This is a genomic window from Niastella sp., assembly GCF_045805085.1.
Lineage (GTDB): Bacteria > Bacteroidota > Bacteroidia > Chitinophagales > Chitinophagaceae > Niastella.
Genome location: NZ_JBJMLX010000186.1, coordinates 1 through 9,912 on the forward strand (window position 1 = coordinate 1; position 9,912 = coordinate 9,912).

The window sequence follows — 9,912 nt, forward strand, 5'->3', positions numbered from 1 at the left end:
AACGTATTGACATTGATGTCAGGCGCTATCGGTGTACCAATTTCAACAGGTGGTGCATTCGCTGAACAAAACTATGCCTCATTTAAATGGTGGGGTACTGAGGTCACTGCGACCTGGAAAGACAGAATAGCCAATAAAATTGACTACTCTGTTAGTATGAACTTTGGAATTGGGGATAATAAAACCCTCACATACTTTGACCAACCATTTGCTTATCCATCCACAATGACGACCAGGAAAGGTGTAGGACAATCAACCATTGCACCGGCATGGGGCTACAGAACATGGAAGCAGACCTCTACTGGAGACGGGATTTTGCGTACTGACGAAGACATCGATAACTATTGGAACTATCTTACCGACAATGCAGCAAAATCAGGTGTTGCAAACGCTGCTCCCAGTTACCGTAATATAACCAGCAAAGCTGGTATGAAAAAAGGTATGGTTGCCTATGAAGATGTACGAGGCGCCCTTGATGCAACAAACAAGACTTATGGTGGACCAAACGGACAAGTCCAGGATGACCAGGACTTTGTTATCTTGAAAAAGAACATGAAGTCTTATGGCATTGCCACGAATCTGAGCTTTTCCTATAAAGGTATTAGTTTAGGTGCGCAGATCCTTACCTCATGGGGTGGTCTAAACCAGATCGATTTGGTAAAGCAGAGTACCAGCAGTTCAGTAGCCATGTGGGCACAGCCCGTTTACCTGAACGATATGTATGATGATTCACTTAATGTCAATGGAAAATATCCGAGTATTGCATCCGCTGATGATTTCGGTGGAAATAACTCTGATTTATGGACTATTTCTTCTTTCCGGATGTATGTTCGCTCGCTGAGTCTTGGCTATTCATTACCGAAGCGAATTGTGAGCAGAGCCCGTTTCGAAAGTGCAAGAGTTTACCTGACAGGTAATAATTTATGGGACTTCTATAATCCTTACCCAAACAAATACCGCAACATGTATGATGCGCCAAATGTGGGTTACCCAACACTGCGAACCTGGGCGCTGGGCGTAAACTTAGGATTTTAGATGTACCAATTAATTAATGATTATACTACTTATATGAAAAATAAAATAGCATATCTCTTGTTTTTTGCTGTGGTTGTGGCGATGGCAGGTTGTAATAAAAAGTTCCTGGAGGATATGAAGAGCTATGACAAATTCAAAGAAAGCATTTTTACCAACGAGGTGCAGACCGGTTATTATATAGATAGGCTTTACAAAGATTTTTTCGGAGGTTATAATAGTCCTACCAAAACACTGGTAGGTACATATGACGATACCAGGAGAGCGTACACTGAAGAATTTGGGGGCATAAGTAACTTCACCAATCCGAATAAAAATTTTAATTTGGCCGCCGACGCTGATGCTTATTATACTGGTGGTCAACCCGGGGGACTTCCGGCGAGTATCCAGAATAACCCCTATACCCGGATCCGGAATGCCAATATATTGTTATCTAAAATAGATACGCTGGGCACCGCACTTTCAGCAGATTTCAAAAAAACAGCAAAAGGGCAAATGTTCTATTTCCGGGCGCTGCAGTATTTTGATCTTGTTCGGGTGTATGGTGGCGTTCCGATCGAACTGGAAGTGCATGAAGCCAGTTTCAATGATGAAAGCATTAAAACCCCACGTGCCAAAACGTCGGAGGTTTTTGACCAGATCATCAAAGATTTCGATTCGGCTACATATTATTTACCCATGAAATGGGCGAATCAAACTACGGATTATGGCCGGTTTACGAAAGCCGCCGCTTTGGCCATGAAAAGCCGCGTACTGCTCACCGCTGCAAGCCCCCTGTTTAATGCAGACTGGGACAATCCGGCTAATCAACGCTGGCAAAAAGCCCTTGCCGCCGGTCGCGCTGCTGAAGATTCACTCAAAAATGATTACGGTAATTCTATCAAGACCGCAAAAGATTGGGCTGAGTTTTCCTCTGCCGCTGCTACTGACAACAAATTCAATGGCGAGGGCATCTTTGTAGTCCTCATGTCCAGTACGATCCTTTCAAATGCCGGAATGAGCAATGGTTGGGAGAGTTCAATCAGGCCAAAAGAGCAAATAGGTAGCGGTGGCATCTCCGTTCCAAAGGGTATGATCGATCTGTTTCCGATGGCAGATGGAAGCCGTCCTGTTATAGGAACCAATTACAACGACACTTTCTTTTTTGAAGGCAGGGATCCCCGCTTTTATCGCACCTTTGCATTTTCAGGTGCTAAATGGGGGGTAAAAGGAAATCAAAATAAAAGCGCATGGTTTTACAGATGGAAAAATGGTACCACTGTGAAAACCTGGGGAGATAACAATACAAACAGTCCGGCCCTTGTACGTAAATTTTCCAATCCCGTCGCAGACAGTACTGCCTATAATTTTTCCGGCACAGATATCTATGACTATCGCTGGGCTGAGTTATTGTTGAATATTGCAGAGTGTTATGCCGCTACAGGGGATCTCGTTAATTGTGCTACTTATCTCGGCAGGATCCGTAGCCGTGTATATCCTTCTGCTGCCGCTGTCACCAACTATGGTATAGGATTTACATTTACAGACAAGTATACTGCTTTGGAAGCGTGTCTGTACGAGCGCCGTGTGGAACTCGCGTATGAAGGAAAACGCTTCTGGGATATGCAACGCTGGATGTTATATGACGATGATGCGGCAATCGGCGATAACACGAATGCCAGACTCAATATACCAAAGCTCAATGGTACCAACCGTAACGGATATTATTGGCAGTCTAAAACCACCAGTGATCCGTTGAGTGCCACGGACAGGTCGCTCCAGATCGATCCTGATGGCGCAACTTTCGCGGCTGATATTGCCAAGCTGAAAGCACTGTTTCAGGCTAAATTTTCAGTACAGCCGCTTGACCAGCCTATGGACATTGATAATAAACTTCCTGTGAATGTTTTGTTCAGATCGAACTATTATCTTTCCGGATTTAAATCTGATGTGTTAGGCAACAACCCATGGTTGCCGCAAACCAATGGTTGGCTGGATTACAATGGCGCGATGGGAACATTCGACTACAAACAATAAGTTGAGATCAGTTATGATCGCTTCTGTTGAAATAAATAAAAATTAACAGTCAGAGGGTACCCTACAAGGTGCCCTCTGCTGTTTTATAAGGCAGGCCCTTTTACATAGGGAATAGTACTTATAAAATAGAGTTATGTTGGCAGAATTATAAAAGCTGTTATATTTTTAGTATGTGCAACTTTAATGTGTGAATCAATCGTCTAAGGGTATAATAAATGTAACTTGAACCTTTAAAAAAGGGCCCGAAAGAACACCGACAATACGACGTCTCTTATACTGTTAAAAACAACGATCCGAAAATTGTTAATGATGAAAATGAAAAAATTTCGCAACCTTCTTTTAATTTCTGCTGTGGGATTAGCGCAGCCGGTTTTTGCTCAGTACCCAAAGATCCCTCAGGATGTTCAGAGGTGGTCAGATTCTTTAATGAATGCAGAGCGTGTACGCTCTGATGAAGCGTGGGACAAAGCATTACCCATTATTGAAAAAGAAGCAAGAGCGGGTAAACCCTATATTCCCTGGGCGGCTCGTCCTTACGATTTGCCCCAGGCAAATATTGTGGCGTTCCCCGGTGCTGAAGGCGGTGGCGCTTACAGCTTCGGCGGTCGTGGCGGTAAAGTGATCGTGGTAACCAGTCTGGAAGACAGAGGCCCCGGTACCTTGCGCGAAGCCTGCGAAACAGGTGGCGCGCGTATCGTTGTGTTCAATGTTGCAGGTATCATTCACCTGAAAACGCCGTTAATTATTCGTGCTCCTTATATTACTATTGAAGGCCAGTCGGCGCCCGGTGATGGCGTATGTGTTGCCGGTGAATCCGTATGGCTCAATACCCACGATGTAGTAGTTCGCTTTATGCGTTTCCGTCGTGGCGAAACCAATGTGGGCCGTCGCGATGACGCCATCGGTGGCAACCCCGTTGGTAATATTATGATCGACCACGTATCGGCCTCATGGGGTCTCGATGAGAATATGAGTATGTACCGTCACATGTATAACGACAGCACCGGTACCATAGAGCAAAAACTGGGAACGGTGAACATCACTATCCAGAACTCCATTTTTGCTGAAGCGCTGGACACCTATAACCACTCTTTCGGTAGCACGCTGGGTGGTGAGAATTGTACCTTCATGCGCAACATGTGGGCAAACAATACGGGCCGTAACCCATCAGTGGGTTGGAACGGTACTTTCAACTTTGTAAACAACGTTGTATTTAACTGGATGCACCGTTCCAGCGATGGCGGCGACTACCGGGCTATGTACAACTTCATCAATAACTATTACAAACCAGGTCCGGTTACTTCTAAAGACGCTCCTGTTGGTCACCGTTTCCTGAAACCCGAATCTGGTCGCAGTAAACTGAAAACGAAAGTGTATGGCCGTTGCTATGTGAACGGTAACATTATGGAAGGTTATCCTGAGATCACCAAAAACAACTGGGCTGGTGGCGTACAGGTAGAAGAAATGAAAGATGCCGGTGAATACACCGATTTTATTAAAGTGAACGAACCCCTGCCAATGCCAAAGATCACCATGGTTTCGGCAACTGAAGCGTATGGTTATGTAGTTAAAAATGCAGGCGCCACCTTACCCAAACGCGATGCGGTAGATACGCGCATTGCAGAGCAGGTAAGAACAGGTAAGATCACTTACAAAGAAGGAGTACCTTTACCTGCTACCCAATTTGAACACCGGAAACTGCCGATCGATTCATATAAGATGGGTATCATTACAGATCCGGTACAGGTAGGCGGTTACCCTGAATACAAAGGAACACCTTATAAAGACAGTGACAACGACGGTATGCCGGATGATTATGAAGTTAAGCATGGTTTGAATCCGAAAAATGCAGCCGACGCTTCTCAGTACAAAACAAAAGGTGGTTATACGAATATAGAAGTGTACCTGAATAGCTTAGTGCCGATGGCGATTGAGAAACCCGAAGTAAGCAAAACGACTACAGTTAAAAAATAAAGAGCACAGAGTTTATTTCGCAGTTAGATATTTTAGGTTACGCAAAATGTTAGTCCTTCCCTGAACAGTCGGGGGAGGACTTTAACACTAATCATCGGTAGTTATGATCTCAGCAATTCGACCAATACATAAGGCAAGTTTTGTAAACGTTTTCATAAAACCGTTCTTTATTGGCAGTTTGCTGCTGATAACCAGTGCGGGTTACTCCCAGAAAGATAAAAAGGCACAGCCTCCGTTATCAAATGTAAAAGGCAAACTCACTTATGTGGCCGACTCTCTGGGCAACCGCATTCCCGATTTTTCTTATTGTGGTTATATGGGCGGCGATAACGCCATCCCTGATGCACCGGTTAAAGTAGTGCTGCCCATAAAAGGTGGCGATGCCACCGTGCGCATTCAGGCTGCACTCGACTATGTAGCCAGTTTACCCCTCGATAAAAATAATATACGTGGTGCTGTTTTATTACTGCCTGGCCAATACGAAGTGGCAGGACAGTTGATCATTCGCGCTTCCGGTGTGGTATTACGCGGCAGCGGATCTGGCGAGAATGGAACAATAGTAAAGGGCACTGGTAAAGACCGGCAAACCCTTATCACCATTGCTGGTAAAAACGACCGGCAACTCAACGTTGAAATCAAGCTTACTGATAAATATATACCCGTTAACAGTATTACGGTTAACGTAGCCGCCCCCAATAATTTCAAGGCAGGGGATAAGGTGATCATTCATCGCCCTTCTACTCAAAACTGGATCGATGCGCTGCACACCAATCATTTTGGTGGCGGCATTACCGCTTTGGGCTGGAAACCCGGTCAACGTGATCTGTATTGGGACCGTACCATTGTTTCTATAAATAACGGTTCCATTCAATTAGATGCACCGTTAACCACCGCGCTCGATGAGCAATATGGCGGTGGCCTTATCGCCTCCTACAACTGGAACGGACGCATTCAGGATGCAGGGGTGGAGAACCTCCGTTTGGTATCGGACTATGATACCAACAATCCCAAAGATGAAGCCCATCGCTGGATGGCCATCGGCATTGAAAATACTACCGACGCCTGGGTAAGGCAGGTAGTGTTTGAACATTTTGCCGGTTCAGCCGTGTTTATACCGGAAACCTGCAAACGCATCACTGTAGAAGATTGTAAATCGCTGGCCCCTGTTTCAGAGATCGGCGGCCATCGTCGAAATACATTTTATACGGCCGGTCAACAGGTGCTGTTCCAGCGTTTATATGCCGAGTATGGCAATCATGATTTTGCCACCGGTTTTTGTGCGCCTGGTCCTAACGCATTTGTACAATGTCACTCGTATCGCCCCTATAGTTTCAGCGGTGGGGTAGACAGCTGGTCTGCCGGGGTGTTGTTTGATATGGTGACCGTTGATGGTCAGCCCATCAGTTTTATAAATCGTGGTCAGGATGGCAATGGCGCCGGTTGGAACATCGCCAACAGTGTTTTCTGGAATTGCTCTGCCGCCCGCATCGATTGTTACCAGCCGCCTACCGCACAGAACTGGTCGTTTGGCAGCTGGGCGCAGTTTTCAGGCGATGGCTATTGGGCCGAATCGAACAACACCATTGAACCCCGCAGTTTGTATTATGCGCAGTTGAAAGAAAGATCAAAAGAAGATATTACCAGTAGAGTACAATTGCTGTTGATTGAATCAGACGCCACCAGCAGTCCAACCGTAGCACAGGCCGCCGAATTAACGGCGCTGTCTAAAGACCCGCAACCTACCGTAAAGGCATATATAGATGGCGCCGGCAAACGCCAACCGATACTTATTTTGGCAACAGGTGTAAAGACCATTGATGAGATCGGCTATAAACAACCTGCCGCCATTGCAAACGTTCCCGCTATGCATGTGCAGAACGGCTGGCTGGTACGTGGCAACGATGTATTGACTGGTAGCCGTTCTGAATCACCCTGGTGGAATGGCAGTGCCCGTCCGTACGCCATGCCGAATGCGAAAGAAGCCGTTACGCGTTATATTCCCGGCCAAACCGGCAAAGGCCTTACCGATGACCTGGGTTGTATGACCGATGAGATGAAGGCCGGTCACGAAGTAGCTTTCGAACAAAACTATGCCTTGTGGTATGAGCGTCGCCGTGATGACCACGAACGCATCCGCCGCATGGATGGCGATGTATGGACTCCCTTCTACGAACTTCCCTTTGCCCGCAGTGGTAAAGACACTGCCTGGGATGGCCTGAGCAAATACGATCTTACCAAATACAATTACTGGTACTGGAACCGCCTGAAACAATTTGCGGATCTTGCCGATCAGAAAGGCCTGGTGCTTGTACATCAGAATTTCTTCCAGCATAATATTATTGAAGCCGGCGCCCACTATGTCGATTTCCCCTTCCGTCCGGTGAACAACATCAACAATACCGGGTTCCCGGAACCAGTGCCATTCGCCGGCGACAAACGCGTCTTCATGGCCGAACAGTTTTATGATGTCACCCATCCCGTTCGCCGCGAATTGTTGCGTGCTTACATTCGCCAGTGTTTGAATAATTTTGCCAGCAACAATGGCGTGATACAATTAACCGGTGCAGAGTTTACCGGTCCGCTGCATTTTGTACAGTTCTGGATGGATGTGGTAAAGGAGTGGGAAAAGGAAACCGGCAAAAAAGAATTGATAGGCTTAAGCACTACCAAAGATGTACAGGACGCCATTTTAGCCGATGGGGACCGCGCCGCCGCGATCGATATCATCGACATTCGCTACTGGCATTATCAGCAGGATGGTACTGCATATGCGCCTGCGGGTGGACAAAGCCTGGCGCCCCGCCAGCAGGCCCGTCAGTTCAAACCTAAAAAGACTTCTTTTGACCAGGTATACCGCGCAGTTAGGGAATACCGCGACAAATACGCCGGTAAAGCAGTGATCTACTCAGGCGATAGTTATGATCACATGGGTTGGGCCGTCTTCATGGCCGGTGGTTCGCTGGCAAATATTCCTGCCATGGCAGATGCCGGTTTTGTTACCGCCGCTTCAACCATGAAACCCGTTGACAGTCCGTCAAAAGAACAATATACCCTGGCGAATGCAGGTAACGGCTATATTGTTTACAGCAATGGCAGCGATGTACAGGTTGACCTGACCAATGCACCAGCCAGCTTTAAAGTAAAATGGTTCGATGCCGATAAAGGGGAGGTAATAGGGAAAGAAGCAAAAGTAAAAGGTGGCAAAGTAGTTACCTTAAAAAGCCCCAAAAACGGCGCTGTTGTGGCCTGGATAAAAAAATGATTAAAGGGTGGGTTCACCCAATTAAAAATAAGGTGGGTCGCCCTCCAAAGGGCGGCTCACCTTAGCACCAAGAAATAGTTATGTATAAAGTTTTTTCACTCGTATTAATGGCTGCAATGGCAGTGGCAAGGGTGGGTCACCCTTTAGGGGGTGGCTCACCCTCGATGGCGCAGCCTATAGAGCCTTTGCAACCATTAAAAATATCACCCAATGGCCGCTATTTTATGACGGCTGATGGCAAACCCTTCTTTTGGTTAGGGGATACCGACTGGTTGTTGTTTTCAAAATTGAAACGCGAAGAAGCGATCAAACTGCTGGACGATCGCCAGCAAAAAGGCTTTAATGTAATTCAGGTAATGCTGCTGCATACTGTTAAACTGGTAAATGCGTATGGAGATACGGCTGTAAGAAAAGGCAACGTAAGCCAACCCATTACCACACCAGGCGCTAACCCCGATGATGCGGCGCAATATGATTATTGGGACCATGTTGATTTTGTGGTGAAGGCTGCTGCCGAAAGAGGTATTTATGTTGCTATGGTGCCGGTTTGGGGTAGTGTAGTAAAGGAAGGACATGTAAGCCCCGCGCAGGCAAAACAATACGCGTCTTTTTTAGCCGACCGCTATAGATCACAAACCAATGTGATCTGGATGAATGGAGGCGATATCAAAGGAATTGATTCCATTGCCGTTTGGAAAACAATTGGCCGCACCCTGCATGAAAAGGATCCCGGTCATTTGATCACTTTCCATCCGCGCGGTCGTACTACTTCATCCATCTGGTTTCATAATGAGCCCTGGTTACAGTTCAATGTTTTTCAAAGTGGCCACCGCCGCTACAATCAGGATACCAGCAAAGGCGATCTGCATTTTGGCGAAGACAACTGGAAGTATGTAGCCATGGATTATGCGAAAAAGCCGGTGAAACCCACCTTCGATGCAGAACCTTCTTATGAAGAAATTCCCCAGGGCCTGCACGATTCACTGGAAAAAAGATGGTCAGCAGCAGATGTAAGAAGATATGCTTACTGGTCAGTATTTGCCGGCGGATGTGGATATACATATGGTAATAATGCAGTAATGCAAATGCACCGCCCGAACGATAAAGATGGTAATTACGGCGTAACCAATTACTGGTATGAAGCAATGAATGCGCCGGGCTCCTCACAAATGCAATACATAAAAGACCTTATGTTATCGAGGTCGTATTTCGACCGCGTGCCCGATCAATCATTGATTGCAGGAGAGGTGGGAGCGAAGTACAATCGCATTCTGGCTACCCGGGGAAAGAATTATGCGCTGTTTTATACGTACAACGGTCGCAACTTTTCAGTAAAAATGGATAAGCTGGCAGGAAAAAGTATCAGGGCATCCTGGTACAACCCGGGAGATGGCAGGTACACTGAAATAGGAAGTTTTGAAAACAAAGGGGTTCATGAGTTTGATGCTCCTGGTGATGTTAAGGAGGGTAACGATTGGGTACTGGTACTCGATTTTTAAGTTAAAGTTTCTAAGTTATTAAGTTATTGAGTTCATAAGTTAACTCAAAAACCTAAGAACTTAATAACCTAATAACTGAGATAAATGCGATATATATTATACATAGCTTGTTTTCTAATTGTAAGCTGC

4 protein-coding genes and 1 pseudogene are annotated in these 9,912 nt (G+C 46.1%); all 5 read left to right on the plus strand.

Annotated features, from left to right (window positions below; all coding sequences use genetic code 11):
• Positions 1–1,035 (plus strand): annotated as a pseudogene (locus tag ACJ751_RS09480) (SusC/RagA family TonB-linked outer membrane protein); the annotation flags it as partial.
• 33 nt (positions 1,036–1,068) lie between these two features.
• Positions 1,069–3,048 (plus strand): RagB/SusD family nutrient uptake outer membrane protein, encoded by a 1,980-nt coding sequence (locus ACJ751_RS09485; protein ID WP_407745247.1) that lies wholly within the window; start codon positions 1,069–1,071, stop codon positions 3,046–3,048.
• Positions 3,049–3,357: 309 nt separating this feature from the next.
• On the plus strand, positions 3,358–5,022 hold the full coding sequence (locus ACJ751_RS09490; RefSeq protein WP_407745248.1) for a polysaccharide lyase: 1,665 nt from the start codon (positions 3,358–3,360) through the stop codon (positions 5,020–5,022).
• A 103-nt stretch (positions 5,023–5,125) separates the two neighbouring features.
• Positions 5,126–8,284, plus strand: a complete 3,159-nt coding sequence (locus ACJ751_RS09495; protein WP_407745249.1) for a DUF6298 domain-containing protein — start codon at positions 5,126–5,128, stop codon at positions 8,282–8,284.
• Positions 8,285–8,364: 80 nt separating this feature from the next.
• Positions 8,365–9,783 (plus strand): glycoside hydrolase family 140 protein, encoded by a 1,419-nt coding sequence (locus tag ACJ751_RS09500; protein WP_407745250.1) that lies wholly within the window; start codon positions 8,365–8,367, stop codon positions 9,781–9,783.
• The last annotated feature ends 129 nt before the right edge of the window (positions 9,784–9,912 follow it).